This is a genomic window from Gloeocapsopsis sp. IPPAS B-1203, assembly GCF_002749975.1.
Lineage (GTDB): Bacteria > Cyanobacteriota > Cyanobacteriia > Cyanobacteriales > Chroococcidiopsidaceae > Gloeocapsopsis.
Genome location: NZ_PEIG01000001.1, coordinates 258206 through 284929, shown reverse-complemented (window position 1 = coordinate 284929; position 26724 = coordinate 258206). Strand labels below are relative to the sequence as shown.

25 protein-coding genes and 1 riboswitch are annotated in these 26724 nt (G+C 42.2%); of the genes, 12 read left to right on the top strand and 13 right to left on the bottom strand.

Translation table 11 applies throughout. From position 1 onward, the window contains the following. Nucleotides 1–24 precede the first annotated feature (24 nt). Nucleotides 25–1659 (top strand): B12-binding domain-containing radical SAM protein, encoded by a 1635-nt coding sequence (locus tag CSQ79_RS01375; RefSeq protein WP_099699412.1) that lies wholly within the window; start codon nt 25–27, stop codon nt 1657–1659. 119 nt (nt 1660–1778) lie between these two features. On the opposite strand, the gene CSQ79_RS01370 is transcribed toward CSQ79_RS01375, so the two are convergent. From CSQ79_RS01370 to CSQ79_RS01355, 4 genes are all read right to left on the bottom strand, one after another. Next, entirely contained in the window at nt 1779–2324 is a 546-nt protein-coding gene (locus CSQ79_RS01370) for a Dps family protein (protein ID WP_099699411.1), read from the bottom strand. A 63-nt stretch (nt 2325–2387) separates the two neighbouring features. After that, nucleotides 2388–3077, bottom strand: coding sequence for a helix-turn-helix domain-containing protein (locus CSQ79_RS01365; protein WP_099699410.1), 690 nt, complete (start codon nt 3075–3077; stop codon nt 2388–2390). Nucleotides 3078–3268: 191 nt separating this feature from the next. Beyond that, entirely contained in the window at nt 3269–3760 is a 492-nt protein-coding gene (locus tag CSQ79_RS01360) for a Dps family protein (RefSeq protein WP_099699409.1), read from the bottom strand. Nucleotides 3761–3783: 23 nt separating this feature from the next. Beyond that, on the bottom strand, nt 3784–4047 hold the full coding sequence (locus tag CSQ79_RS01355) for a ParB N-terminal domain-containing protein (protein WP_099699408.1): 264 nt from the start codon (nt 4045–4047) through the stop codon (nt 3784–3786). A 327-nt stretch (nt 4048–4374) separates the two neighbouring features. Here CSQ79_RS01355 and CSQ79_RS01350 point away from each other — a divergent pair, with 327 nt between their 5' ends. Next, entirely contained in the window at nt 4375–5997 is a 1623-nt protein-coding gene (locus CSQ79_RS01350) for a SpoIID/LytB domain-containing protein (protein ID WP_502693901.1), read from the top strand. Nucleotides 5998–6108: 111 nt separating this feature from the next. On the opposite strand, the gene CSQ79_RS01345 is transcribed toward CSQ79_RS01350, so the two are convergent. Then, entirely contained in the window at nt 6109–6408 is a 300-nt protein-coding gene (locus CSQ79_RS01345) for a ferredoxin (RefSeq protein WP_099699407.1), read from the bottom strand. A gap of 260 nt (nt 6409–6668) precedes the next feature. Here CSQ79_RS01345 and CSQ79_RS01340 point away from each other — a divergent pair, with 260 nt between their 5' ends. Then, complete coding sequence (locus tag CSQ79_RS01340; protein ID WP_099699406.1) at nt 6669–7658, top strand: Gfo/Idh/MocA family protein; 990 nt, start codon at nt 6669–6671, stop codon at nt 7656–7658. 240 nt (nt 7659–7898) lie between these two features. Here the strand turns inward: CSQ79_RS01340 and CSQ79_RS01335 are convergent. The 3 genes from CSQ79_RS01335 to CSQ79_RS01325 form a co-directional block, all read right to left on the bottom strand. Further along, nucleotides 7899–8620 (bottom strand): IS1 family transposase gene (locus CSQ79_RS01335; RefSeq protein ID WP_099699405.1). Its coding sequence is split into 2 segments (ribosomal slippage): nt 7899–8314 and nt 8314–8620, totalling 723 coding nucleotides; the frame shifts between segments, so codons are not numbered across the junction. A 207-nt stretch (nt 8621–8827) separates the two neighbouring features. Beyond that, nucleotides 8828–9565: a Uma2 family endonuclease gene (locus tag CSQ79_RS01330; protein WP_289500205.1), complete on the bottom strand. Its 738-nt coding sequence runs from the start codon at nt 9563–9565 to the stop codon at nt 8828–8830. A gap of 172 nt (nt 9566–9737) precedes the next feature. Continuing rightward, nucleotides 9738–10922, bottom strand: coding sequence for a TetR family transcriptional regulator (locus tag CSQ79_RS01325; protein ID WP_099699403.1), 1185 nt, complete (start codon nt 10920–10922; stop codon nt 9738–9740). Between the two features lie 197 nt (nt 10923–11119). Between CSQ79_RS01325 and CSQ79_RS01320 the strand changes: the two genes are divergently transcribed. Together CSQ79_RS01320 and CSQ79_RS01315 are read left to right on the top strand one after the other, a co-directional pair. Further along, nucleotides 11120–11962 carry an acyl-CoA desaturase gene (locus CSQ79_RS01320; protein ID WP_099699402.1) on the top strand — a complete coding sequence of 281 codons (843 nt, stop codon included), beginning with the start codon at nt 11120–11122 and terminating at the stop codon, nt 11960–11962. 253 nt (nt 11963–12215) lie between these two features. After that, nucleotides 12216–13007, top strand: a complete 792-nt coding sequence (locus CSQ79_RS01315; protein ID WP_289500200.1) for a class I SAM-dependent methyltransferase — start codon at nt 12216–12218, stop codon at nt 13005–13007. Here the strand turns inward: CSQ79_RS01315 and CSQ79_RS01310 are convergent. The 4 genes from CSQ79_RS01310 to CSQ79_RS28755 all read right to left on the bottom strand — a co-directional run bounded on the left by CSQ79_RS01310 (nt 12929) and on the right by CSQ79_RS28755 (nt 18002). Beyond that, complete coding sequence (locus CSQ79_RS01310) at nt 12929–13960, bottom strand: glycosyltransferase family 2 protein (RefSeq protein ID WP_099699400.1); 1032 nt, start codon at nt 13958–13960, stop codon at nt 12929–12931. The two genes, CSQ79_RS01315 and CSQ79_RS01310, sit on opposite strands and share 79 nt — an antisense overlap. A 171-nt stretch (nt 13961–14131) precedes the next feature. Next, nucleotides 14132–15463: a pentapeptide repeat-containing protein gene (locus CSQ79_RS01305; protein WP_099699399.1), complete on the bottom strand. Its 1332-nt coding sequence runs from the start codon at nt 15461–15463 to the stop codon at nt 14132–14134. 110 nt (nt 15464–15573) lie between these two features. Further along, complete coding sequence (locus CSQ79_RS28760) at nt 15574–17070, bottom strand: endonuclease MutS2 (RefSeq protein ID WP_502693898.1); 1497 nt, start codon at nt 17068–17070, stop codon at nt 15574–15576. Beyond that, complete coding sequence (locus CSQ79_RS28755) at nt 16995–18002, bottom strand: hypothetical protein (RefSeq protein WP_502693897.1); 1008 nt, start codon at nt 18000–18002, stop codon at nt 16995–16997. The genes CSQ79_RS28760 and CSQ79_RS28755 overlap by 76 nt, the downstream gene beginning before the upstream one ends. Nucleotides 18003–18198: 196 nt before the next feature. Between CSQ79_RS28755 and CSQ79_RS01295 the strand changes: the two genes are divergently transcribed. From CSQ79_RS01295 to CSQ79_RS01270, 6 genes are all read left to right on the top strand, one after another. Continuing rightward, nucleotides 18199–19362 carry a GuaB3 family IMP dehydrogenase-related protein gene (locus tag CSQ79_RS01295; protein ID WP_099699398.1) on the top strand — a complete coding sequence of 388 codons (1164 nt, stop codon included), beginning with the start codon at nt 18199–18201 and terminating at the stop codon, nt 19360–19362. A 410-nt stretch (nt 19363–19772) separates the two neighbouring features. Further along, a complete protein-coding gene (trxA, locus tag CSQ79_RS01290; protein WP_099699397.1) occupies nt 19773–20096 on the top strand; it encodes a thioredoxin in 324 nt (107 codons plus the stop codon). Nucleotides 20097–20437: 341 nt separating this feature from the next. Beyond that, a complete protein-coding gene (locus CSQ79_RS01285; RefSeq protein ID WP_099699396.1) occupies nt 20438–21505 on the top strand; it encodes an LOG family protein in 1068 nt (355 codons plus the stop codon). 188 nt (nt 21506–21693) lie between these two features. Next, a complete protein-coding gene (locus CSQ79_RS01280) occupies nt 21694–22476 on the top strand; it encodes a DUF1350 family protein (protein WP_099699395.1) in 783 nt (260 codons plus the stop codon). Continuing rightward, complete coding sequence (locus CSQ79_RS01275; RefSeq protein WP_099699394.1) at nt 22451–23581, top strand: SpoIIE family protein phosphatase; 1131 nt, start codon at nt 22451–22453, stop codon at nt 23579–23581. Before CSQ79_RS01280 ends, CSQ79_RS01275 begins: the two co-directional genes overlap by 26 nt. A gap of 136 nt (nt 23582–23717) precedes the next feature. Beyond that, a riboswitch (cyclic di-AMP (ydaO/yuaA leader) is annotated at nt 23718–23894 on the top strand. Nucleotides 23895–23992: 98 nt separating this feature from the next. Continuing rightward, nucleotides 23993–24670 carry a universal stress protein gene (locus tag CSQ79_RS01270; protein WP_099699393.1) on the top strand — a complete coding sequence of 226 codons (678 nt, stop codon included), beginning with the start codon at nt 23993–23995 and terminating at the stop codon, nt 24668–24670. Nucleotides 24671–24694: 24 nt separating this feature from the next. Here the strand turns inward: CSQ79_RS01270 and CSQ79_RS01265 are convergent, their stop codons facing one another. Continuing rightward, nucleotides 24695–25396 (bottom strand): pentapeptide repeat-containing protein, encoded by a 702-nt coding sequence (locus CSQ79_RS01265; protein WP_099699392.1) that lies wholly within the window; start codon nt 25394–25396, stop codon nt 24695–24697. A 496-nt stretch (nt 25397–25892) separates the two neighbouring features. On the opposite strand from CSQ79_RS01265, the gene CSQ79_RS01260 reads away from it, so the two are divergent. After that, nucleotides 25893–26567: a glutathione S-transferase gene (locus CSQ79_RS01260; protein WP_099699391.1), complete on the top strand. Its 675-nt coding sequence runs from the start codon at nt 25893–25895 to the stop codon at nt 26565–26567. Nucleotides 26568–26724 lie beyond the last annotated feature (157 nt).

Sequence of the window (26724 nt, the reverse complement as noted above, 5' to 3'; positions counted from 1 at the left end):
GCTAACTCAAGCTAATTAAAGCCTGTGACTGCCTCTGTTTTTACCAGCGAACGCCTTTTGTTTAACCCAGCAACTCCAAACAACGAGGCGATTCGGACAATTTTTGCGTTCCCCAATGAGTACAGCGTAGGGATCACTAGCTTGGGCTATCAAGTAGTTTGGGCGACTTTAGCAATGCGGTCAGATGTGCAAGTTAGCCGTCTATTTACCGATGTTTGCGAACAGCTACCACGAGATCCTGAGTTGATCGGCTTTTCTGTATCGTGGGAACTTGATTATGTTAATATTCTCAATTTACTTGAATCTTTAAACGTTCCAATTCGTGCAAATGCTCGCAGTAATAGCGATCCCCTAGTTTTTGGTGGTGGTCCAGTATTAACTGCAAACCCCGAACCTTTTGCAGATTTTTTTGACATTATCTTGCTAGGGGATGGTGAAAACCTGATAGGAGATTTTATTGCAGCTTATCAAGAAGTTCGTAATGCCGATCGCACAACTCAGTTGCAACATCTAGCACAAGTTCCAGGTGTTTATATCCCCAGTTTGTACGAAGTCACATATTGCGATCCTACAGGCGAGATTCAGTCAATTCGACCACTAGCAGCAATTCCTGACGTTGTAGAAAAGCAAACTTATCGCGGTAATACTTTATCAGCGTCTACAGTAGTTACCGAAAAAGCTGCGTGGGAAAATATTTACATGGTGGAAGTAGTACGCAGTTGTCCCGAAATGTGCCGCTTTTGCTTGGCAAGTTACTTAACACTTCCGTTTCGGACAGCGAGTTTTGAGGGTTCATTAATTCCAGCAATTGAACGGGGATTAGCTGTCACTGATCGCATTGGCTTGTTAGGCGCATCGGTGACTCAGCATCCTGAGTTTGACGCTTTGTTGGCATACTTAAGTAAACCAGAATACGACCACATCCGTCTAAGTATTGCTTCGGTACGCACAAACACCGTTACAGTACAACTTGCCCAAACTCTGGCAAAACGCGACACGCGATCGCTGACAATTGCAGTCGAAAGTGGCTCAGAACGCTTGCGGCGCATTATTAATAAAAAACTTGATAATGATGAGATTATTCAAGCTGCAATTAATGCTAAAGCTGGAGGATTAAGCAGTTTAAAACTCTATGGAATGGTGGGAGTTCCTGGAGAAGAGATGGCAGATCTCGAACAAACTGTAGTGATGATGGAATCGCTGAAAAAAGCTGCACCTGGATTAAGGTTAACGCTAGGATGTAGCACGTTTGTTCCCAAAGCGCATACACCGTTTCAATGGTACGGAGTCAACCGCCAAGCTGAGAAACGGCTACAGTTTTTACAAAAGCAACTTAAACCTCAAGGTATTGAATTTCGTCCAGAAAGTTACAATTGGTCAGTCATTCAGGCTTTGTTGTCACGGGGCGATCGCCGCTTATCACAATTATTAGAGTTAACGCGGCACTATGGTGACTCGTTGGGAAGTTACCGACGGGCGTTTAAAACATTACGCGGGCAAATTCCTGAGTTGGATTTTTATGTGCACCATGATTGGCTCAGAGAGCGGGTTTTACCGTGGAGTCATATTCAAGGACCACTTGCACAGGCAACTTTATTAAAGCATTTAGCTACCGCTGAGGCTGAGATGAATAGAGATCAGGAGGCAGTTGGTTGTTAAAGCTTGACATGTACCAAAGAAGCACATTAATAACAAACGCCTCTTCAGTTGTTTGAAGAAGCGCTCTGCTTTATTTAACTAGGAAGATGTTTTGTTGATCTTCCTGCAAGTAATGTAAATTATTTAACTTGAGCAGGGACTTTTTGCATCTCAGGATCAGGCTTAGAACCGTCTGCTTTTAGGGACTCACCTTCAATAAAGGAGCGCAACATCCATGCCATTTCTTCATGTTGCTCCATCAATCCTGTAAGGAAGTCAGCTGTACCTTCATCATGAAATTCTTCAGAACACTGATCGATATGTTCGCGGAGATTGCGGATAATTTGTTCGTGGTCGTCTACTAACTGAGCTACCATTTCAGTTGCAAGAGGAATATTGTCTCCTTGCTCCTTAATCGTAGAGTTTTCTAAAAAGCCTTGCGCTGTACCTACAGGGAAACCACCCAATGCACGAACTCGTTCAGCGATCGCGTCAATATTTTCGGTTAACGCAGTATACTGCTCTTCCCAAATTTCATGTAGAGAACGAAACTGTGGTCCGACGACATCCCAATGAAACTTTTTAGTTTTGATCAAAACTAGATAAGCGTCAGACAAGTCACCGTTTAGTAATTTGACTACACCTGAGCGTTGTTCTTCTGATAGACCAATGTTGATTTTACGCATAATCCCTTGTTTTACTCGCTTGTTCTTCCTTAATCAGTGGAACAAATCTCACCAAAGAGGACATCAGCCAAAGGGGAGATTGTTGTTAGGACTTACTTTGGCGCGATTGAGTAGCTTATCTCTGTGACGGTAGCCTGTGTAACGCACCTTGACGCGATCTCCAGGCTGTGCTGTACCTTCTAAAAGCTGATGTATTTGTGGGTCATAAGGGATCTCAGTTCCTACAGAAGCGATCGCTTCCACTCCCCATTGTTGCAATAACTGTTCTAAAGGGCGCATTAAAGGTAGTAATTTTACAGCAGCTAGTTGAGGATTCTCCTGTGCTTTTTGGGCTGCTGTAGGCCACTGTATTAACCACGACTCAAGCAGTTGTAAACTTGAATTTTGAAATTCATAGTATAAGCTTTCTCGCTGCTGTTCGAGGAGATTTTGCAGTCGTTGGTACTCATGTTCTAAATCAGCAGACGCCTGGCGCTGGGTTGTCTTCGTATTTTTTCCAGAAAATATTGCTACCAACTCCTCTAACGGCACTTGTAGTGCTTGAGAAAGCTTGAGCAAAGTCTCCACTCGTATTTGTCCCACTTCTCCACGACGTAGCTTGAGAATTTGCCCTCGCGCTACTCCAGCAGCACGAGCTAATGCTGTAAAACTAGACAAGCCCACCTGTTGCATTTGTTCTTGTAAAGCAAAGGTCAGCTGATCTAGTGTTGGTTTTGGATTTCTTCTACCTTGAGACTGTTCGTGTACATCCATAGCTTAATTGTCGCCACAATTAAGAGGAATCGGGGATGAGAAAATAGGAACTAGAAACTAAATCCTGATCTCTAATTCCTAGTTAATTGAACTAAATTTTCTGTCTGCTACGGCAATATTCAATATAGTTAGGACACTCATGCTCAAAGCTATTGCCATAACTAGCTTTTAAGCCTGACCTCTGCTCTCTCTTATTGTTCTAACAAGCTGCGTAACATCCACGCATTTTTTTCGTGAACTTGCATCCGTTGAGTTAAAAGATCTGCTGTAGGTTCGTCGTTAACTCGCTCGACAACTGGAAAGATAGAACGCGCAGTGCGAACTACTGATTCTTGACCTTCAACTAACAACCGAATCATATCTTCCGCTTTAGGAACACCCTTAGTTTCTGGGATTGAACTGAGTTCAGCAAACTCGCTATATGTTCCAGGTGCTGGATAGCCTAGTGCTCTAATTCGTTCAGCAATTTCATCAACTGCGGTTGCCAACTCGGTGTATTCTTCTTCAAATAACACGTGCAATGTCTGGAACATTGGACCTGTAACGTTCCAGTGAAAGTTATGTGTTTTGAGATATAGTGAGTAACTGTCTGCAAGTAAACGTGAAAGCCCTTGAGCAATCTCTTTGCGGTCTTCTTCATTGATGCCAATGTTGACTGGCATAACCTTACTTTGAATTTGCATACAATTCTCCTTAAGTAGATTTTTTAGGCTAAGTGCATTTTTAATACAGCGCGAGGAGCTTTGCGGACTCTAGCTAAAATCGTCTCTTTGCCTAACCGCTGACATGCTTCGTAACGGTGACAGCCAGAAAAACCATAGTATTGTCCGTCTACTTCAAGTACATCGATCGGTTCTTGTTGACCAATTTCTTGAATCGACTCCATCAAAGCTGCTACTTTATTGGGGTCGTTTTCTCTTGGCAGGGGACGTCTAATTTGGTTAAGTGGAATTTCTTGAACTTTAGTCATTTAGCCTTGCTACCTCCTCGCTGTTGCCTTATATAAATCATAGTCGTTATGACTTTGATTTGCAAGTTTTTATCAAAAAATCCTGGAAAAGGAACTAAAATAAACCTCTATAGTCCTCGAAAATAAAGCTATTCTGAGACAAACTAGGTAGCACAAGACTGATTTATGACGGTGAGGGAACTAGCAGTGATCAAGACGCAAAGAAATTGCAACGATAAGCAAACTGTTGAAGATACTTACTGTGCAACAGCAACTCATCAGCTTTCACGCCGTCGTTTTTACAGTTCTCATCTATCTTTATTGTCGTTGTCAAGCGAAACACAACCTTTGCACAGGAAAACTCGACAAAAGCGATCGCACTTCTCCTTTTGGATAACAACTATTTTTATCTTATGTGGTACAGCAACTGGTGCAATGGCAGCCCAGGAATCTGAACCAGAACTCAAAATTGGCATTGTGCAAAGATTTGGTGCTAAACCAACAGATGTATTAAGTTTACAGGCAACTCCAGGCGATCGCCTCACAATTCAAACAAAAGCCGGAGACGAAGCAGCACTACAAGCAACCAATGTCAAGCTAGAAACTGTGATGCAACCGCTGCCAAAAGTAACTTTAGCTGAGCGAGTTGTGCTGAGTACACATCGCAGTTTTGAAACAGCGGAAAATACTGCTAAGCAGTGGCAGAAAATTGGGATCGAAGTTGAGATTGCCCAACCTGAACGGTGGCAAGTGTGGGCAAAGCGAGATGTTTACAACTCTCCTCTTTTACGACGCTTGCTATTGTTAAGTTTAAAGGTAAAGGGTAACAACGATGCTTACCTTGATACTCGAGTGCTCCAAGAAGCACCCACAGTCAATTTAGTTGTGGATGGCAAGCGCTACAGTCATCCAGAAATAGACATTACAACGAATAAAAACTTGATTCAACTGAGTGAGGGCAATCAGCGCGATCGCCGTCTCTATGCAGGCAAGATCCGCCTACAGCCAAATGCATATGGTACATATACGTTGATTAATGAAGTTCCTTTAGAAACTTATTTGCGGGGTGTCGTACCGCACGAAATTGGAGCAAATGTTCCTTATTCTGCTGTAGAAGCTCAAGCAATTATTGCACGGACGTATGCACTGCGAAACTTGCGTCGCTTTGCGATCGATAACTATGAACTATGTGCAGATACTCAGTGCCAAGTTTACAAAGGTTTGAGTGGTGCTGTTCCTCTAGCAGATCGCGCGATCGCCGCTACTAGTGGGCGAGTCCTAACTTACAATAATCAACTCGTCGATGCTTTGTATTCTTCTACAACAGGTGGCGTGACTGCGGCATTTAGTGATGTCTGGCAGGGGACAGATCGTCCCTACTTGCAACCAGTTGTCGATGCTGCCGGTAGTGTTTGGAACTTATCTGGTCAAAGTTTAGCCGAAGAAACGAATTTTCAGCGATTTATTAGTCTCAGGCAAGGATTTAACGAAGTTGGCTGGAGTATGTTCCGTTGGCGTAAAGAAAGCAGCTTAGTACAGATTACAGAAGATTTGCAGCGCTTTTTTAAAGCAAACAATAGCCCGTGGGCAAACTTGAAACAAATCAATCAAATGCAGGTTGTTGAGCGATCGCCTAGCGGACGTATTCTGAAACTTGCAGTAGAAACTGATCTGGGCACAGTTGTGTTAGAAAAAGATGAAGTCCGTAGTGCTTTTTCTGCACCTCGCAGTACTTTGTTTTACCTGCAACCGCTGAACAAAGGAGCAAACTCGTTATGGGGTTATGCTTTTGTTGGTGGTGGTTTTGGACACGGTGTTGGTTTAAGTCAAACAGGTTCGCAGCGATTAGCAAAATTAGGCTGGTCGAGTGAGCGAATTTTAAATTTCTACTATCCTGGCACACAAATTCAGCCATTAAGCGATCGCATTACCTTTTATAACGAAGAACCGCTAGCAATGACCGGAAAATGATGATCTAGAGTTCAAGCTAAACGTTAAGTGCTATTTTCATTAAATGAAGCAGGAACTTTTGCCATTATAGTTCCTGCCTTCTACTTTGTGGCTACTAACCAAGATGGTTATCTAGTAGAGTTCTTCTTCTTTGTGAGTTTCGATTGTGCAATCAGAAGATGGGTAAGCCACACAAGTGAGAACGTATCCAGCTTCGATTTGATCGTCGTCCAAGAAAGACTGATCGGACTGATCAATTGAACCTGACACAAGTTTACCAGCACAGGTAGAACAAGCACCAGCGCGGCAGGAGTATGGTAAATCAAGTCCAGCTTCTTCAGCTGCATCTAGAATATATGTATCATCGTCAACTTCAATCGTCTGATTTAGTCCTTCAGCGTCGTTGATTAAAGTGACCTTGTAAGTTGCCATTCAGCGATCCTCTCAATTTGCTACGGCAGTATAAGATAAACTAAAGTAAACTGTGGGCTTCGCTCATGAGCAAAGTCCAAAATATTTGAGTTCACTTCATTTCTGATACTACGAGAAAAACCATAGCTTGTAACCCCCTATTTCCTCCGATTTTGCAGGCGATTAGTAATGAAATTTAGTTATTTAATCCTAATTAGTTATTCTTATGAGAGAGTGACTAGTGGCTAGTGACTAGAGAAGAGTGAGAGGTAAAAATTAATATGGGGAATTTTGGCGATTATCAGCAGCGTTTGGTACGTGTAGGTATTGTTGGTACTGGATATGCAGCGAAGTTAAGGGCACAAACATTTCAGCAAGATGAGCGATCGCAAGTTGTCGCCATTGTTGGTCATACACTAGAAAAAACTCAGGAATTTGCTCAAACGTATCAAGCAGAAGCGCTAATATCTTGGCAGGAACTAGTATCTCGCTCTGATATTGATTTAGTTGTGATATCAAATATAAATAAAGAGCATGGGGCGATCGCAAAAGCAGCATTACAAAACACCAAGCACGTCGTTGTTGAATATCCACTTGCTCTTAATATTAATGAAGCAGAAGATCTTGTCACTCTAGCCCAAAATCAAAACAAAATGCTTCACATCGAGCATATTGAATTACTCGGTGGCTTGCATCAAGCACTCAAACAAAACTTACCAGCCGTCGGAAATGTATTTTACGCCCGCTATGCTACTGTCACTCCTCAGCGTCCTGCACCACAAAAATGGACTTACCACAAAGATTTGTTTGGTTTTCCTCTAATAGCAGCCCTTTCACGTCTACATCGTCTCACTGATTTATTTGGCAAAGTCGCTACAGTGAGTTGTCAAAACCGTTATTGGGGCGAAGGTAATTTCTATCAAGCTTGTTTATGCACTGCTCAACTCAAGTTTACTTCTGGTGTCATTGCTGATGTTACCTACGGTAAAGGTGAAACTTTATGGCAAGGTGAACGCAAGTTTGAAGTTCACGGCGAAAAAGGCGGATTAATTTTTGATGGCGATACGGGTAAGTTGTTTCAAACAGAACAAACAACACCAATCGAAGTCGGTTCGCGTCGTGGTTTATTTGCTAAAGATACTGAAATGGTTTTAAACCACTTGTTGACAGGTACGGATATGTACGTAACTCCAACTGCCAGTTTGTACACATTGAAAGTTGCAGATGCAGCCAGGCGATCGGCACAAACAGGAGAAACGGTACTTCTTTAGTGATGAGCGTTTGGTAAAGTGTTTCTTGTCTATTTGTTGACGCGATCGCTTGGCTTAGTCATATTAAAGGCTGATCATAGCTTGCTTTATGAGAAACTTTTCTACTAAGGAAGTGAAACTAGGCAATTCTTCTAATGAAGATTATAACTGCGGCAGAGTATGAGAAGCTGTGGGAAGAAGGATTAAAGCATGACGAATGTTTTGATGATACCAACGGATTTGATGAAATTGGCGGTAGTGCTACAGAAGTAAGGATAAATTGTAGTGAGGTACGAAATACCAGATAGCTCCAATATGGTTATCCAACTGCTTCGAGAAAGACAAGGTATCTCTAACTAAACGTGAAACACTTTGACGTAAGGTACAGTTAAACCGTTCAATTTGATTGGTATTGCCACTGTGCTTACCAACAGCACGATGCCTAGACTGGGGAATCACTCGCTCAGATGCCGACCAGAAATCCGTGTAGCACACAACACACTGGCGATACACCGCAGGCAGTGATTCCCACAATCCCTGTGCTCCTTCACGGCTACGTTTACCAACGCATACACCAACAATTTTTCCCGTGTTTACATCCACAGCTAACCAAAGCAGGTGCTTGTTCTTCTTATTGCCTACAAATGACCACATCTGGTCACATTGTATTGTTAGCTGCCCCTTTTTTTCGACCACGCTGCTACTGTTTTTGGCACGGATGAGTATTTAGCATTGACATATGTCTGCAACCATTGTTCAGATCCCCAAGTTACTCTGGCAATTCCTGCCAATGACAGCCGCTCCAACAACAACTTGTCGCTCACATCTCTAGTTTCCTGCCCAATTACCTTTTTTGTTGGGTTTTGTACAAATTGTCTGTTGCCACCTTTACATTTAAAGTTCTGCCGACCGTTGTGAATTTTACCATTTTTCACCACATCAGTTGACTGGCAACGAGGACAAGTAATTGGGTTTACTGCCATGACTGAAAGTTGAAAGACCTCTTTTCTCTACTTACATCCTTACTTCTGTAGCACTACCCTCAAAGGTTCATGCAAGAGTGAAAAAGAATCTGAGGTAATACCGTATATAGTGAAAAATTTGACTCAAGTTCAACCTCTGGAAACAGTAAAGTAATGGAGGCTACACGATATAAAGATGAAGGTTAAGAATTTTGCGATCGCTCTGTGTCACAAATCGGGTAGTTGATCGGGTTCAATGCCTTGCGATCGCAAAAAGTTTTCTAGCTGCTCCAATCGTTGCTGAGCTTGTTCAGCGCGTTGGCGTTCCTGTTCAGCGCGTTGGCGTTCTACTTCTTCGGGTAAGGGTATCAAATCGCCTTGTGCGGTAAACCAGCGTAATTGCTGTTCGTGAATTCCTAGTTCTAGCCCCAACTGCTCACTGGGTAAGTTACCGCTATCGGTTGGTGCAATCACCTCGTAGCCGCCACCTACTAACCGAAACCCCGCAAATTCTAATGTATCTGGGTGAAACCAGTAATATTCTGGTACGCGCCACACTTCCTGATACAGCGTTTTCTTCGCACCTTTATCTACTTTTGCCGTAGAACTCGAAAGCAGTTCAATCACCAAGTTGGGGTACTTTCCCCCTTCTTGCCAAATTGCCCAACTACGACGGTTTTTCTTTTCGGTTCCCAGCACCACAAACACATCGGGTCCGCGAAAGTCACGAGACTTCAATTGCTGTTCGTTGTAATATACCGTCAGGTTGCCGGAAATGTAGAAGTCTTGTCGGTCTTGCCACCAAGCTTGTAATAGCCGAATCAGCAAGTCAATTTGATTACGATGTAGGTCAGTGTCCAAGGGCGGCTCATCACTGTCTAAATCACAGGGAGGAAATTGAATGTCTTCATCTTCAACCTCTAACAAAGAAGTTGTTTCGGTTGCTTCTGATGTGGCTTGAGACATAAACATAGTCCTCTCAATGCTTCTTTATTTTACAGTTTGTCGTAAACAATGCCGCAGATTTTGTCGCGTCCTCAAACAATTGTTATGGCGATCAAAACAACTTTTTGCATCGAGAGTTTATTTCTACTTGTGATGAGTTGAAACCGCAAAAATATGACTCTTGGCTCCAATGCTAAGATTTTTGATCGAGACGCAGGGCTTGCTCTAAGGCTAATTTCTCTTTTGCTCTACATACATAAGATTGTAATTGGGTTAAACTCCATCCTGTCAAAATACTCAAATCTTCAATACTGATTCCTTTCACTAACATCTCAACACACCAAGTTTGCTGTGCTTGCTTTATCGTTGGGACTTTTCCCTCTAGGGTTAATAATCCTTCAGTTAATTCTTGCCAACGTGCTGCGATTTCTTGCTTTGTTATTGGCATTCCATCATCATTGAGAAATAAAGCAGAACAATCATCCTTGCGGCTTTTGAGCCATTGTGTCAGTGGATTACGAGTGTAAGAACCGTAGCGCTTACCCATAATCCATTGATTAACAGGAACTTGTCTAACTGAACCTTGCGTGATTTGTAATAAGTGTTGATGCGCATCGCTAATTTGATGACTTCGCTCTAGATGAGTAATATCTATTGGAGATAAGCCTGTTGCAAATAAAACGTAAACAAGTGCATAATCTCGCGATCCTGATTTTTTAGCTTGTTGCAGAATTGTATGCACTAAGTTTGCTGGTAAATCTGCTACATTTTCTGTTGCAGTTGTAGCAACAATATTTTCTCCTAAAAATAGTTGAACCAAGTCATTTAAAAATTCTTCTCGGTCACTCGATTCGTTAACTTCAGTCGCTAATTCAATAATCGCGTAGCCTAACAAAATATAATTAAGTAAACTTGCAAGTTTTTCAACGGGTAATTGACTGCGTAACTGTTCTCGTTGCATCACGGTTGCTAGATATTCGGCAACATCGTGACTGATTTGATCAATGTATTTTCCAATAATCCGGCGATTTTCTGCTGGGTATTGCCGTGCTTCTCCTAAAATAGACAGCACCAATTCAGGAAATTGCGCGATCGCCGTTAAGCGATCCTCTGCATACCATTGAATTGCTTGCGCAATACTATGTGTTTGTTGGGCTTGCTGGCGCAAAGTTTCACCCAACTCTTGAAATACTGCCGACTCGGAAATGACCGCTAGCAGTAAACCATGCTTATTCCCAAAATGCCGAAACAGCGTCACTTCATTGACTTGGGCTAACTCAGCAACGGCTTTTGTTGTTGTTTCGGTAACTCCCTGAGTGGCGAATAACTCAATTGCTGCATTAATTAATCTTTGTCGAGTCGAAATTTGAGTGGACATACAGGCTAGTTTCAATCAGCGGGAGTACTGCATTAGTTATAACTGTGCAAGTAACACTTGCATTTCTACAGCATTGTTGTTAAGGTAAGAATGTAAGTAGCACTTGCATCTCCTTCTAGAGTAATGAGCGATCGCTCGTTACAAACGATAACCAGTGTTGTCTGCACTGGATTAACAGAAATTTAAAGGTAACATTCATGACAACATCAGCCATCAACGCTGAGGGTAAGCAGCCGCTTGCTCTAAGTTGGGTCAACGTGGCATTTTTTGGTACAGTTCATGCTGTAGCGATCGCCGCATTTTGGAATTTTTCTTGGTCGGCATTGGGAGTGACGCTATTCCTCCACTGGTTGTTCGGCAGTATCGGTATCTGTTTAGGCTACCACAGGCTTTTAAGTCACCGCAGCTTGCAGGTGTCGCCCAAGTGGTTAGAATATGTGATCGCAACTTTAGGCGCGTTAGCGATTCAAGGAGGACCCATTTTTTGGGTAGCAAGTCATCGATTGCATCACGCACATACCGAAGACAAAGACAAAGATCCTTACTCTTCACAGCGCGGTTTTTGGTGGAGTCATATGCTGTGGATCTTCTATCCACGTCCAGAGTTTTTTGACCACGAAAATTATAAAAGATTTGCTCCCGACTTAGCCCGTGACGCTTACTATCGTTGGTTAAATCGTAATTTTTTGCTTCTTCAACTTCCTCTAGGCATTTTATTGTACGTTTTGGGAGGATGGTCTTTTGTTATCTACGGTATTTTTGTGAGATCAGTATTACTTTGGCACACGACTTGGTTAATTAATTCTGCAACTCACCTGCGCGGTTATCGGAACTTTCAAGTGAGTGACAATTCCCGAAATCTTTGGTGGGCAGCAATCTTAACCTATGGCGAAGGCTGGCATAATAACCACCATGCTTACCCCAATGTGGCAAAAGCAGGACAGCGTTGGTGGGAAATTGATATGACTTGGTGGGCAATTAAACTCCTGCAAACTGCAGGTTTAGCTAAGAAAGTTGTCATGCCTACAACCAAAGCTTGAAACTAAAATCCCTAGCTTGATCGCAAAAAATTTGAGTTAGGGTTGTTTCTTCTACCAAATTATTGTCTATAATATAAATATTTCATAATAGAAATATAACCAAAAATAAAAAATAAAATTATATTTCCATTATTCAACAATATACTCTAAATCCTCAGCAAAATAAAGTAGGTATTCTCAACGCTATTATCCAATTTTACGCCAGTAAATATAATGGAAGCTATTTAGTAAATTGGTACTCAGGGATAAAGCTTTGAGCAATTACTACAACCTGATAGCTCAGATTTATGATGCTACCAGAGCATTACCACCGTATATATCTGAACAAGTCACGAATTGTATTCTGCGCCTAGTTAACACAACACCAGAGACAAAATTTTTGGAACCAGGGATTGGTACGGGGTTGAACGCCATACCAATTATTAAACGAGGATATTCCTACACAGGCGTTGATATCTCAAAACAGATGATGGAGGAAATTCGCCACAAGTTACAAGGTATTCCAGACAATCTCACATTGATTCAAACGGATGCTGCTTCGCTTCCTTTTGAAAATGACTTCTTTGATGTTGTGCTGACACGGCATATCATACATCTCATTCCTAGTTGGCAACAAGCCCTAAGTGAAATTCGCCGAGTGCTCAAGCCAAATGGCGTTTATCTCCACTGTCAAAGTAAAAGAACTGAACATCAAACAGAATTTGAAAATCAGTGGTTAGAGATACTCCAAAATCAACCAGGATTTCAGCCAGAAACTTACAGTGCTTCACAACAGGAAGTAACACAACTACTGCTACAACAAGGTGCCAAAATGGAATATGTAATTGCTGCACAGTGGCAAATTGCGCAAACTGTCGGTGAGTTACTCGATATTTACCAAACAAAACCTCATGCTTCTTGCTGGTACGTTCCTGATGATGTTTTCCCAAAAGCTATGCAGAGTTTTAGATCTTGGTGCCAAAGTCACTATAAATCTTTAGATGTTCTTCTTTCCTCTGATGCCAAGTTTGAGATTTTAGTAGTACGTGATTGGGGTTGTGTGTGATTGTAAGAAGTTGCGATTTCGTTGTTCAATCCGCCGACTTCTGCCAAAGTATACAGTGGTCTTCCTTTAACTTCTTCGTAAATACGTCCAACATACTCGCCTAAAATTCCAATACTGACAAGTTGAACAGCACCGATAAAAAAGATTGCAACTAAAATAATCGCAAAACCTTCTAGACGCGAACTTGGGACAAAAAGTCGCCAATAGAGTACCAAAAGCGCCATCAAAATTGCGACGATCGCAGCAAGTAATCCTACATAAGTAGACAATCGCAATGGCACTTTAGAAAAGGATACTAAGCCGTTGACAGCTAACGCTAAAGATTTTGCGAATGTATATTTAACTTCTCCGGCAAAACGCGGATCGCGTTCAAATTGAATTGCAGTTTGAGGAAAACCTACCCAAGATCGCAGCCCGCGAATGTAGCGATTTCGTTCAGGCATTGCATTGAGTACATCCACCACCTGGCGATCCAGCAAACAAAAATCGCCCGTGTCTGTGGGAATATCCACATCGGCTAAGCGCTTGAGTAGACGATAAAAAAAATAAGCTGTAAACCGCTTAAACCAATTCTCTTGACGGCGTTGCGTGCGTTGGGCGTAAACAACTTGATATCCTTGTCGCCACTTTTCAATCATATCGGGGATCAGTTCTGGAGGATCTTGCAAATCGCCATCTAGCACAATCGCAACTTGACCCCGCACAAAGTTTAAACCTGCTGTTACAGCAATTTGATGACCAAAGTTACGGGCTAAGCTTAGATAACAAACGCGGGGGTCTTGATAATTTAGTTCGCGCAGTAGTTGTAACGAGCGATCGCGACTACCGTCATTCACTAAAATTAATTCTACTTCTCCGTCTAGTCGTTCCATTACAATACACAGGCGTTGATACAGCGCCGGAATCGTTTTTTCTTCATTGAAAATGGGAACAACTAATGAATACTTAGGCAATCTACTTCTTGCGTGTTGAATATTGAAAGTTTCTCACGAAAATCACTACATTTTTCTGGTATAATCTATTCCATAATGGAAATCTGTACATTTTTTTTATAAGTTTTTAAACCCAACTATAAAACCTATTCTTACTAAAGAATACCATTAATAAAAGTATTAAAACAAGAACTATTTCTCTAACTTATTAGGAATTCCGTTACAACCCCCAGGAATAGTTGCTCTTGTTTTTTCACCACCCCAAGCACAGCAATAGTAACGTGTTGATTCAGACATCCGCTGCGCGTTTGTAAAGTCAGCATTTTCAATCACAGCGCCAGTATATTCTCCTGTTCTATAGTTTGGTGGTTCAGTACGGCTACGAGGACTAGCAGTTGCGGCTGAGCCGTAGAATAAGAGCGTTCCCTTTAAATCTGCACTAATGAACTTAGCTTCTGCTAAAATCGTGCGGGCGAAGTTGGCTCGTACTAAGTCACAATGACTAAGGTTGACGCGAATGAGATTTGCTTCGCTCAAGTCTGTCCAACGTAAATCAGTACCCGATAGATCCGCGCCCGCCAGCATGACTCCTAAGTCGATGACGCGCACTCCAAAAACACGATCTTCAGCATAGCCACCGTCACCATTTAGAATCGCTCTTCCCAAGCGAGAGTCGCGCTTAAGTGGTGTTAGTAACCTAGAGCTAGAGAGAAATCGTAAAATTTTAGCTTTACCATCGCGATCGACACTACTCAAAATTGCTGCTGTCCGTCCTTCAGCTAATGCTCGTTCTTGAGGCCAATCTTCTAGCAATCCTTCGTCATCCAAGACAAGATCAGAAATTCCTTGAAAATAGCTGTCAATTGTTTGTTGTTGCGTAATTAAGTTTTGCTGCACTGTCAGCAAATTTTGTTGAATTGTTAGGTCTTTAGAAATAACGTACTGTCGCCAAGCAACAAAAACTGCAAGCACGGCAATTAAGATTTGCCCTAAAGCACCAATCCACTCAGCAAGCGTACCGAAAGCTTCCCAGTTAAGCTGACTACCCCAAAATAGCAGGCGGCGATTGATACCTGTAAGTTCTACGATGCCGATCAAAGCAACAACAACCCCTACTATAGCCACAAATAGCGATCGCTCTTGCGCAGAAAACAATTCTTGGATGACAGCTTTCAACCACGGGAGTAGCATTGCTATTGATAGGAGAAGTGTCAGCACAACTCCAAACCAAGCCAGTAACTCATTACCCAACGCTAAGCCAAAAATAATGATGGCGATCGCAATCAGAGTCATTCCAGTTGCCTGCAAGTCGGGAATGTGATTTCCCTGTTGTGCTCTCGTCAGACGGTCTATAGTAGCTTGGTGCTGCGGTGATTGCATTGAAGCGAGGGCGGCTAAAGCCTGTTGCGATAGCGATCCTTTCGGAGCAAGTTCAGTGTTTTGAGTGCGATCGGACAACACCTCTGGCTGTGACTCAACACCTGAAGTAGGATTGGGTGGGGGAGAATCGGGTTCAAGCGGCATGATCTGACGTCACCAAGCTAAGCATATAGCTGTTTTATCCTAACTGCTTGCATTGAGTTATGAGTGTTGAGTGCTGAGTTATGAGTTTAAGAGAGTTGAGACAATTCTTTTTATTCAACGTAAGCCACTGTAACACCTGTGCCTCCATCTTCTGGGGCTGCTGGCTCAAAATGACTAATGCGGGGATGCTGCTGCAAGAATGCGTGAACTCCTTGTCTGAGTTTGCCAGTGCCATGTCCGTGAATGATCCAAACTGGTCCTTGAGCAGGTGCGATCGCTCGTTCTAAAATCATTTCTGCATCTGCAACTCGGTTTCCTCGCAAATCAATTGTGTTTTGTGATGTGCGAATTGTAAGTGAGGATGGCGTTGCCACAGGTGAGTCTTGCTTAGTACTGCTACGCGCTGCTTCTTTGACTTGCTTCTTAGTAGTAACTACTTCAGCTTTTTGTCCATCTAACGATTCAATATCTGCGAGCTTGACGCTCATTTTCATTAACCCGAAGCGAACACTTAAGTCACCATCTTCGTCAGGTGCGCTGATGACTTCAGCAGTTTGACCTAGACGCGGTATGCGGACGCGATCGCCTACTTGTGGTTTAAATCCTGGTTTAGGTTTGGGTGGTGGTGGAAGATGCTTCTGGGCAATTTGAGAAAGAGCATCTGTTGCTTGTTGTGCATCTTGGGCTGTTGTCGTACCTTGCTGGAGGCGACGAATAACTTGTGCTATTTCACCTTTAGCTTGAACGAGTGCTTGTTGAATTGATTGCTCTTGTTGCTGTCTTAGTTGAGCTTCGCGCTCTTGTAATAGTGAAGCCTTTTGTGATACTTCAGTGTATAGTCGTTGCACTTGTTGTAGTAACTTTTCTGCTTCTGTTGCTTTGGTTTCTTGCAGCCGCCGTTGTGCTTCTAAGCCAGCAATGACTTGGTTTACGTCTTCGGTTGCGCCGCCAAGTTTAGTTTTCGCTTGCTCCACGACTTCTGCATTTAGTCCCAAGCGGCGAGCGATTGTTAAAGCATTAGAACGTCCAGGAATTCCCCATAACAGGCGATAGGTTGGCGAGAGGGTTTCTTCATCAAATTCGACTGAAGCATTCTCAAAACGTTCATCTTGGTATTTCAACGCTTTCAGTTCGCCAAAATGTGTTGTGGCAATACTCAATTGGGCATGATCTGCTAAGTATTGCAAAAGGGCGATCGCCAAGGCACTACCTTCTACCGGATCAGTTCCTGCACCTACCTCGTCGAGTAAAACTAGGGAGGGACGAGGGGTTAGAGTTGAATCTAGATCCGGATGACTACTGGATAACGCATTGATAATTCGACTAATGCGGCGAATATGACCAGAAAAGGTCGATAAACTCTGTTGAAGTGATTGTTCGTCGCCAATATCAGCTAAGACTTGATCAAACCAGGGAATTTCTACAGGTTCGCGTGCAGGTATAAATAGCCCTACCTTTGCCATCAAAGCTGCTAAGCCGAGAGTTTTCAGCGTGACAGTTTTGCCCCCAGTATTCGGTCCTGTAATTGTGACTACCCGAATTTGGGGCTTGATGACCAAATCGACCGGAATAACGGCTGCACCTTGTTCGTGAGCAAACTGCCACACAAGTAAGGATGATGGAGTTGCCGTAAAGTAATTATTTCACCTGTACCACGTTCAATAAACCTTGGTGGATTTGCTTTTAACCAATAGCTGTAGCGAGCACGAGCGCAAGCAAGGTCAATAATTGTGGTAACACTAAGTAAATGCTCCAAATCAGAGGTGACAGCAGCGATTTGCTCTGATAAAGCCCGACGAATGGCTGTTTCTTCAGCTTGCTCTTTGACAATTAATTGCCGGAGTTGATTTCCGAGAGGAACGACAGAATTTGGTTCAATGTAAAGTGTCGCGCCGCTCGTAGAAGTATCATGCACAATTCCTGGAACAGCGTCTTTTTGTGGTGCTTTTACCGGAATCACAAAGCGATCGCCACGTTTAGTGATCAGTAGTTCTTGAACGGCATTAGCTTGCCGTTGCAAAATATTTTGCAGTTTTTGTGTAATTTGACTGCGAATTTGCCGTAGTGAATGACGAATATCAGAAAGTTTTGTACTCGCGCGATCGCTAACTTGTCCGCGTTCATCGATACAACGATGAATTTCTTGCTCTATTTCTGGATAAGTGCGAATATCGGCAACTAATGCAGTGAGAACGGGTACATCTGATTGATTGTCAATAGCGCGACGCAGTTGGCGAGTTCCCGCCAGAGTTGTTGCGATCGCTAAAAGTTCTTCTCCGGTTAAAATTCCTTGACGTTGAACGCGCTCTAAAGCATCACCAATATCTTGAATACCTTCAAAAGATAAACCTCCGGTGAGGCTATTTTCTAGCTGATATGCTTCCTTAGTTTGCGCTAGTAGTTCTTCACTGTGTTTTTGAGATAGGGGAATTTGTAAATTACGCGCTGCTGTTGCCCCTAATTTCGTTGCCGCAAAGGTGGACAAGTGTTGACACAGGCGCGACCATTCGAGTAGTTCTAGAGTCTCTGATTGAATCAAAGCTTAACCGTCAAACTGCAGGTGCTATGAGTGAGTAAATAGCTTGTTATGATTTAGCTATGGCTTTTTTTATTCTAGCGAACTTGCATAAATTCTTTTGCAGCAATAATTACCTAGCATATCTAGAAGTAAAATAAATTTCCTTGCAATTTGGTACGCTAACAAAAACAGTAGTGGAACTTAAGAAGTAACAGGCGTGGATATTCAGATTGGGCGTGGGAAGATGGCTCGCCGAGCCTACGGAATTGATGAAATTGCGCTCGTTCCTGGACAGCGCACGCTAGACCCAAGTTTAGCAGATACGCATTGGCAAATCGGCAGTATTAAGCGCGAGATTCCGATTATTGCCAGCGCTATGGATGGAGTTGTTGATGTCCGTATGGCAGTGCTTTTATCAGAATTGGGTGCATTGGGTGTGTTGAATTTGGAGGGTATCCAAACTCGTTATGCTGATCCAAATCCTATTTTAGACAAAATTGCTGCAGTGGGTGCGCATGAATTTGTCCCATTGATGCAAGAACTCTATGCTGAGCCTGTTAAGCCGGAACTCATTGAGCAACGCATTCAGGAAATCAAACGGCAAGGGGGTATTGCTGCTGTTAGTGCGACTCCAGCAGGTGCTAGTAAGTATGGTGAAACTGTTGCTAAAGCTGGAGCTGATTTATTTTTTGTCCAAGCAACAGTAGTTTCTACGGCTCATTTATCACCTGAATCAATGGCTAATTTAGATTTAGCTGAATTTTGCCGTCAGATGCCTATGCCAGTCGTATTGGGAAATTGTGTAACTTATGAAGTTACTCTAAATCTCATGAAAGCTGGTGCTGCGGGAGTTTTAGTGGGAATTGGACCTGGTGCTGCTTGTACCTCACGGGGCGTACTTGGTGTAGGGATACCCCAAGCAACTGCGATCGCTGACTGTGCGGCTGCCCGCGATGACTATTATCAAGAAACTGGCAATTATGTTCCAGTTATTGCTGATGGCGGCTTGATTACTGGTGGAGATATTTGTAAGTGTATTGCCTGCGGTGCTGATGGTGTCATGATTGGTTCTCCTTTTGCTCGCTGTGCAGAAGCTCCAGGACGTGGCTTTCATTGGGGTATGGCAACACCTAGCCCTGTATTACCTCGTGGCACTCGCATTCGCGTTGGTACAACTGGTTCGTTAGAACAAATTCTCCGCGGACCAGCACAACTTGATGATGGTACTCATAACTTCTTGGGAGCTTTGAAAACTAGTATGGGCACGCTGGGAGCTAAAGATCTCAAAGAAATGCAGCAGGTAGAAGTTGTCATTGCTCCTTCTTTGCTAACTGAAGGTAAGGTTTACCAAAAAGCACAGCAATTAGGGATGGGCAAGTAATTATACTTGGGTAGTTTTCCTGACAAAATTTTAAGGAATCCTTGAGGAAATTCGGAAAATATTTAAGGTGTCGCCTACAATAGAAAAAGCGGAGACGCATGTTTCCGTTCACTCCTCACACCACACTCCGCCCGGACTATTGTTCGGGCGGTTCCTTATTAGTAGGAAGTAGTGGTTAGTAGCTAGTGGGAGCGTTGTAGAGTTGGCAAGTGAGCGAGATTGAGAGATTTGATTGCTTTTTCCCTACTACCCTACTACCCGCCTACCCTCTGCACCTCCTGGTCTACTACTCCTATGGGTATAAGAACTTAAGATCTGTCTAAATATAGACGGTTGATAGAACAGAACGCGGCTTTCGACTATGGTAGAATTTCAGCAAAGTAAGAGATATAGCGTAAGGATTTCTAGGCATGTCAGTAGCCGCACAAGTTACAGACTCAACGTTTAAAGAAGAAGTACTCGAGAGTGAAGTTCCTGTTCTAGTGGACTTCTGGGCACCTTGGTGTGGCCCATGCCGGATGGTAGCTCCTGTTGTGGACGAAATTGCGCAGCAATATGATGGTCAGGTGAAAGTTGTAAAACTTAACACAGACGAGAACCCCAACGTTGCAAGTCAGTACGGTATTCGTAGTATTCCAACATTAATGATTTTTAAAGGCGGGCAACGAGTTGATATGGTTGTTGGTGCCGTTCCTAAAAGTACTTTGTCTAATACCTTGGAAAAGTATTTGTAAGTTGTACTAAATCTAATTTTGCTCTGTAGCTGTATCTCGTCAGAGTTAAACAGGTTGAGCAAATTGAAGAACACTTCGCTCAAATACCATGCTGAAAAGCAATGTTGAGCATTATTTGAGCGAACTTAATATCTATAGAGAAGCGATCGCAAGTCGTACTTGAGTATAAGTATTTAATTGCTCGATAGATACTCCACTGATCCTTCAGCCTTTAATTCAAATAGTAAAAAGCACAAAATGCTGTTTGTTATCAAGCAGTATTAAAAAAATATTAATCTGTAGCTTGACAAACTACCCCTAAAATATCGATAAAATAGAGTGCCACTTGTGCGGAAGCACTCATGACCTCATCTTCTCATTTTCCATCATTAGATTCTCTCCAATCAGACCTAACTGATTTAATTGAAAAACTGCCGAACTTGAAACATCGGCAACTCATTCAATATGCACTTGCTACCATAGTCAATCTGGCAAATAGTGATATCGAGCGCCTAGATTGGAAGATCTTGTCAGCATCATTAGCTGATATGGAACAAGGCTTCAAGGTCTTTTATCCGTATCGACACGTACGCAAAGTCACCATTTTTGGCTCAGCACGTACATCTCCAGAAACTCCAGAATACCGCATGGCATCTGACTTTGCGCGATGTGTCACTCAGCTTGGCTTTATGGTAATGACCGGAGGCGGTGGGGGAATTATGCAGGCGGGCAATGAAGGTGCTGGACAAGAAAATTCGTTTGGGTTAAATATTCAATTACCATTTGAGCAAGAGGCAAACCCCATTATCGAAGGCGATCCTAAACTGATTCATTTCAAATATTTCTTCACGCGTAAACTGTTTCTCTTGCGTGAAAGTGATGCGATCGCTTTGTTTCCTGGTGGGTTTGGTACGCAAGACGAAGCTTTTGAGTGCATGACACTTAGTCAAACAGGTAAGTTTGGTCCTGTACCAGTTGTTCTGATAGATCGTCCTGGAGGAGATTACTGGCGGGCTTGGAGTGAATATATTGATCGTCATCTACGGCAACAAGGATTAATTAGTCCAGAAGACGATAGCCTTTACACAATTACCGATAACCTTGAAGTAGCCTGCAGTGCGATTACTCGTTTTTATCAGGTTTATCACTCTAGCCGCTACGTGGGTGACAAACTTGTCATTCGGTTGAAGACAGACATTACTAATGCAGATGTCGATCTACTCAATGATAATTTTCACGATATCCTCGTTAAGGGAAAAATTGAAAAAAGCCAAGCTTTACCTCAAGAGGCTCAAGACGAAACAGCTGAACTACCCCGCCTTGTATTGTATTTTAACCAGCGGGATTTAGGACGTCTCTACCAAATGATTGCAACTATTAATCAAATGGGTACTCCTTCACCTACAGAAGCTCACCCAGAGCGGAAGTGAGTTGAGGTTAGCGAATGGTTGTGAGTAGTGTGTCGGTAGCTGAATTTGAGCAAGTGTAAGTCAAAAGATATAGCTCATACCTCAAGGTAAATTGCCACAATAGATGAGGAGGTTCATTAGTTGAAGCAGGCTATTTTAAACTTGCCTGTGATTTGAGACGAAATAACTAATCGAGCATAATTGATTGCATGGAATGGAAGGAAATCGCTGGTAACTGGGTTTTAGTTCCCCGCCATCCTGTGGGAATCATACATTTTCTCGGAGGAGCTTTTGTTGCGACAGCACCACAATTAACGTACCGTTGGTTGTTAGAACAACTAGGGCAAGAATATGCCATTATTGCTACTCCGTTTGTTAATACTTTAGATCATGTCGCAATCGCCGAGACTGTTTTGACCAACTTTGAAAATGCGATCGCTGAATTACACGATCGCGCATTGCTACGGCGGCGTTATCTGCCAACCTATGGCGTAGGACACAGTATGGGTTGTAAACTACATTTACTCATTGGTAGTTTATTTAATGTAGAACGTGCAGGGAATATTTTTATGTCTTTTAACAACTATGCTGCACGCGATGCCATTCCCTTAGTACAACAGTTTACTCCTACGTTTACGGTAGAATTTACACCTTCTCCTGTGGAGACAACTAACTTAGTTCGCGATCGCTATCGTGTTCGTCGCAATTTGCTGATTCAGTTTACTAATGACACAATTGACCAATCGACTGCTTTAAATCAGCTGTTACAACAGCGCTTTCCTGATATGGTTACTTTACAAACATTGCCAGGAAGTCATACAACACCTTTAGGTCAAGATGTGAGGTGGCAAACTGGAACAAACTTTACACCATTTGATGCGATGGGACAGTGGTTTAAGCAGGAAATCTATCGCGATTTAAATCAACTAAAACGCACTATTGTGTTGTGGCTCAATCCTTTTTCCCATGTCTCTAATCTTAGTAATCGATGATGACCCGACAGTACAGATCGTGCTTTCAAGGGCACTAGAAAATCAAGGCCATCAAGTTGTTGTCACTAATAATGGTGAAGATGGAGTTACATTAGCACGCCAGTTGTATCCTGGTTTAGTTATTTGCGATTGGATGATTCAGCAAACCTGTGGGCTAGATGTTTGTCGCAAAATTAAAGCTGAACCGATATCGCTAGTATTTTTTATTTTTCTGACAGATTTAGATTCTGTAGCTGATTGCGTTCAAGCGCTTAATGCTGGTGCAGATGATTTTATTACCAAGCCAATTGACCAAAATGAACTTACCGCGCGGGTACGTGCTGGATTACGCTTGCACCAAATGAGTCGGGATTTACAAAAACAAAAGCAATTGCTAGAAGCAGAATTAGGTGAAGCCGCAGATTATGTGCGATCGCTACTTCCCCCACAACTCAAAGAACCACTGACTATTAATTCTCGATTTATTCCTTCCCAAAGACTGGGTGGAGATTGCTTCGATTACTACTGGCTAGATCCTGACTATTTAGCTATTTATCTACTTGATACTGCTGGACACGGACTCGGAGCTACACTTCCTTCCATTTCAGTACTCAATATGTTACGTTCTCGCGCTCTCGATGGCATTAATTATTATCAACCGACTGATGTCCTGAGAGCCTTAAACAATACTTTTCAAATGACCACTCAAAACTCTAAGTACTTTACGATTTGGTATGGAGTTTACAACCGAGTGAATCGTCAACTTATTTATGCTAATGCTGGACATCCACCTGCTGTTTTATTCTCAGAAACACCTGCGTTGCAAATAACGAAACTCGATACTCCAAGTATTCCTATTGGTATGTTTCCTGATACCAACTACAAAGATAAGTTTTTTCAGATCCCTGAGTCGAGTACGCTTTATATTTTTAGCGATGGAGTATATGAGCTGCATTTGGCTGACGGTTCAATTTGGCAGCTCGATCATTTTATTGATTTACTCAGCGCTGATCATGCCGCAGGTAATTGTGATTTAGACAACATTTTATCTCAGTTAAGCCAGATAAATTCTCAAGATAGCTTTGAGGATGATTTATCGATTCTTCAAATTAGATTTGACAATTAAAGAATAAATAATGTTAATTCAAAAAGCCTTTGAATACATAAGTTTTTCTTAATTTAGAAAACAAAATCAAGACGTTGCTTGGTACAATAATCAATGGTAGAATTTAGTGAATTTGAGTAAGTCAGCCTAATCTAGAATCTTCTTAAAGTTGTATTTTAAATTAATTAAGAGAAGGCTAGAACGGAGGAACCAAAATCTGGGGCGTATCTAAAATTGAGCTTTAATCATTTTGATAAAACCAAAGATTAAAGCAGAAGGACATCTCTCAGTCCTAGCCCGTCAGCTAACTTCGTAGGCATCGAGAGGAGACTGAAGAGCAAGCATTTCTACAATGACTTGTATCTCGTTCAGTGTCTGAGGCTCGTACTGCTCGTTTTTTTGTACCTGCTTTCGACATAAGGTATCTAGCGAATGAACATCAAGCCAATGTTAGCGCGCCTACAAAGCGCAACAGAAACGAATGTCATAGAAAGAATGATGCTGCTAGCACCAGATGCATCGCAAATTCAGGAAACCACTAAGTCGGTTGACTTGGTTGTGGGTTATAACAGTTCTCCAAATAGTCAAACAGCACTGGATCTAACCTTGTGGATTGCTCATCAAACTCGCCTAGCAACTCAAAAGCAAGTTACTGTTCACGTAGTGTATGTTCTAGAAGAACACACTCAGCATCGCCATTGCCCAATTTCTCCTAGTTTTGATCTAAGCAGGTTATATAGTGAGAGTATTTCGCGAGAATTAGCTCACGTAGCCAACAGAGGTTCTCGGTCGAATGCGACACAACATTCAGAAATGCTACTATTACAGCCACGCATCGCATCACCAGATTTATTTGAACAAGCTGACTTAATTTTATGGCAAGCCAAGAGCCTTGCAGCAGAATGGCGGGGTTCTCTTGTTGCTCATCTGCGGTTTGGTAACGTTGCTTCAGAACTCAAAGCAGTTGTAGAGTCAGAAAATGCATCTTTGCTGTTTTTAGGTTGCAACTCAGCAAATCATTTAATCGTTCAGCAACTTGGTTCTAATTTTCCGTGTGCTGTACTAGGTATAGACTTTGCTACAGGAAAAGTACTTGCTGGTGTTCACTAACAAGTTGACTTTACAACTCACTCATCACAACAATTCAGCTTTTGCTAGTTCAGTTTCAACAACCTTAGCACCTTCCAAATTTGCAAGAGTTAGCTTAGCTTGACTCAAGTTTGCACCTGTAAGATCTGCTAAAGTTAAATTTGCGCCTGTAAGATCTGCTTGTGTGAGGTCAGCATCTTTCAGGCAAGCACGATATAAATTAGACTCTTTGAGATTTGCTTGCGATAGGTTTACTCTTGTTAAGTTGCACATTGACAAAGTTGTTTTACTCAAGTTTGTCAAACCTAAATCAGCATTTGTGAAATCTGCTGCAGTTAAATCAGCATAGCTCAGGTTGGTTTGCCAAAGGTTAGAACCGCTCAACTTTGCCCAACTTAGATTGATTGCAACCAATGTGTTAGAAGTGATGGTTACACCCCTTAAGTTCGCATTAGTAAAGTTTTTTTCACCGGCTTGATAGCGTCGTAGCAACTCGTTAGCAGTCAATCGAGTGAGATAAGTTACTTCTGCTCCAGAATAGCACCATTGTGCTTGGATTAAGCTAGCAGCAGTATTGACAGCAACCTCATCACATTTATTCATGACGATACCGTTGCATCCATCCCACTCGCCGCCCAACATAAAAGCAATTTCATTAGCTGCAGTTGGTGTGTCGAATAAGATAACGTTTTGCTTTGGTGAGAACCAATCAGTAAATTGAAGTAAGCGTTGTGGAAGTAGTACCATTGGAAGCGAAAAGCTGTTTACAGAAGAAAGATTTTTCGAGAATTAATATATGCTGTGATAGTAACCATTGAAGATAAATAGGTTCGGTCTTTAGCTAATGCAGTAGGAAGCCGTTTGCTAACGAATGTTGGTTTGATTCTGAACGTATTTCTTTTAATGCTTCTATCATAACTCCTTTATAACAAGTGTTATAACTTGAGTTGTGAACAATGCGACGACGATCTGCATATATTTTGAGCCAATGGCTCTATTCCCTTTACACCTCCACTGAAAGCTAAAAGCTTACCAACATCGTTTAAAACAACAAAATGATGTTGACAAAACTAGCTGTAGAAAGTTTTTATAACAGCTACAAATCATGTAGTAGCACTAAAAAATAACATGAGCCAATAAATAAAAAAACTAGTCTGAATCTGCATTCTAATACCATTTGATGATGTGAAACTTACTCATTTTTTGTCATGCTGTGCTGAATAGATAACTGAAAAATAACCTTATGCTCGTCGTTCACCACCTAAACAACTCCCGCTCACAACGTATACTGTGGTTGCTAGAGGAACTCGGACTAAATTATGAAATAAAGTGCTATGAACGCGACCCAAAAACAATGCTTGCGCCAGAGTCACTACGCCAAGTGCATCCTTTGGGTAAGTCTCCAGTTATTACCGATGACGCGCTAACGCTGGCAGAATCTGGGGCTATTATTGAGTACCTAATTAAGCAATATGGTAAGGAACGGTTTGCGCCTCCACCAGGTACACCAGAAAGGTTACGGTATACTTATTGGTTACATTATGCTGAAGGCTCAGCAATGCCGCCACTATTGTTAAAGTTAGTGTTTGATCGCATTGAAAAGCAGCCATTGCCTTTTTTTGTCCGTCCGATCGCACGACTAATTGCAAGTCGAACTAAAAGTTCTTTTATTGAACCTCAAATTACACAACATCTTAATTATCTAGAAGCAGAACTTGGAAACAGCTTGTGGTTTGCGGGTGAGGAATTTACTGCAGCTGATATTCAGATGAGCTTTCCTATCGAAGTGGCGGTCGCACGAGCAGGCTTAGAAGATACAACTCATCCAAAGTTGATTAGCTTCCTAGATCGTATTCATGCACGTCCAGCATACCAACATGCTCTAAAGCGAGGCGGTACTTACAAGCTTCTCAGTTAGAATGGTTGATAAGCGATCGCGCTTACAGAAATACTAAGAGTTTGCAATTATTGTGAAGTTTATCTAAAAATGTACACTGCGATCGTGCAGTTACCTGCCAACTTACTTTACAAGTAAGGAGTCTCATTCTTGTATTTGTTGCAACTTTGAAATAATT

Excerpts from the sequence above, each read along its gene's own strand:
- CSQ79_RS01275 (WP_099699394.1), top strand. The coding sequence starts at position 22,451 with ATGTCTCTAATCTTAGTAATCGATGATGACCCGACAGTACAGATCGTG.
- CSQ79_RS01370 (WP_099699411.1), bottom strand. The coding sequence starts at position 2,324 with ATGCGTAAAATCAACATTGGTCTATCAGAAGAACAACGCTCAGGTGTA.
- CSQ79_RS01305 (WP_099699399.1), bottom strand. The coding sequence starts at position 15,463 with ATGCCGCTTGAACCCGATTCTCCCCCACCCAATCCTACTTCAGGTGTT.
- CSQ79_RS01365 (WP_099699410.1), bottom strand. The coding sequence starts at position 3,077 with ATGGATGTACACGAACAGTCTCAAGGTAGAAGAAATCCAAAACCAACA.
- CSQ79_RS01270 (WP_099699393.1), top strand. The coding sequence starts at position 23,993 with ATGAACATCAAGCCAATGTTAGCGCGCCTACAAAGCGCAACAGAAACG.
- CSQ79_RS01360 (WP_099699409.1), bottom strand. The coding sequence starts at position 3,760 with ATGCAAATTCAAAGTAAGGTTATGCCAGTCAACATTGGCATCAATGAA.
- CSQ79_RS01345 (WP_099699407.1), bottom strand. The coding sequence starts at position 6,408 with ATGGCAACTTACAAGGTCACTTTAATCAACGACGCTGAAGGACTAAAT.
- CSQ79_RS01355 (WP_099699408.1), bottom strand. The coding sequence starts at position 4,047 with ATGACTAAAGTTCAAGAAATTCCACTTAACCAAATTAGACGTCCCCTG.
- CSQ79_RS01280 (WP_099699395.1), top strand. The coding sequence starts at position 21,694 with ATGGAATGGAAGGAAATCGCTGGTAACTGGGTTTTAGTTCCCCGCCAT.
- CSQ79_RS01285 (WP_099699396.1), top strand. The coding sequence starts at position 20,438 with ATGACCTCATCTTCTCATTTTCCATCATTAGATTCTCTCCAATCAGAC.
- trxA (WP_099699397.1), top strand. The coding sequence starts at position 19,773 with ATGTCAGTAGCCGCACAAGTTACAGACTCAACGTTTAAAGAAGAAGTA.
- CSQ79_RS01260 (WP_099699391.1), top strand. The coding sequence starts at position 25,893 with ATGCTCGTCGTTCACCACCTAAACAACTCCCGCTCACAACGTATACTG.
- CSQ79_RS01265 (WP_099699392.1), bottom strand. The coding sequence starts at position 25,396 with ATGGTACTACTTCCACAACGCTTACTTCAATTTACTGATTGGTTCTCA.
- CSQ79_RS01330 (WP_289500205.1), bottom strand. The coding sequence starts at position 9,565 with ATGTCTCAAGCCACATCAGAAGCAACCGAAACAACTTCTTTGTTAGAG.
- CSQ79_RS01325 (WP_099699403.1), bottom strand. The coding sequence starts at position 10,922 with ATGTCCACTCAAATTTCGACTCGACAAAGATTAATTAATGCAGCAATT.
- CSQ79_RS01320 (WP_099699402.1), top strand. The coding sequence starts at position 11,120 with ATGACAACATCAGCCATCAACGCTGAGGGTAAGCAGCCGCTTGCTCTA.
- CSQ79_RS01340 (WP_099699406.1), top strand. The coding sequence starts at position 6,669 with ATGGGGAATTTTGGCGATTATCAGCAGCGTTTGGTACGTGTAGGTATT.